General features: G+C 49.2%; 1 pseudogene. It reads right to left on the bottom strand.

From position 1 onward, the window contains the following. Window positions 1-313: 313 nt before the first annotated feature. Window positions 314-431 (bottom strand): annotated as a pseudogene (locus JMV15_RS28140) (LysR family transcriptional regulator); the annotation flags it as partial.

Below are 431 nucleotides of genomic sequence, written 5' to 3'. Positions count from 1 at the left end.
CAGACCGATCCAAATTGAACGAGGATGTGCATCTATGAGTCAACGTTCATTCAAGTGATCTATTCCACTGGGATATCTATATTTTTGTGGTATGTGTTTGCGCTGACTTACTTGTATCTGGCTAATTTCTCAAGCGCTTATTTCGGTAGGAGAAAAAATGACTAGCCAAAAATTAGTTGTTCAAATTTTAAGACGCATGGAGTTTTCAAGGTCGTTTCGTTTTGGCCGATTGTGGCCCGTGGTGAGGGGCAGCGTTGGGCCGAAATCCGCCGGTCAGCCCCCTCCTCCCCAAAAATCCCTCCCCTCAACCCCCTCACCTCTCCACCAAAAAATCCACAAACTCCCTAACCCGCGCCGGCATCGCCCCTCCCCCCACAAACACCGCATGAAGCGGTTCCACATCCCCAGGATTAAATTCCTCCAACAACACC

Origin of the sequence: Pseudomonas paracarnis (assembly GCF_904063055.1) — a bacterium.
GTDB lineage: Bacteria > Pseudomonadota > Gammaproteobacteria > Pseudomonadales > Pseudomonadaceae > Aquipseudomonas > Aquipseudomonas paracarnis.
This window is presented reverse-complemented; position numbering and strand designations above follow the sequence as displayed.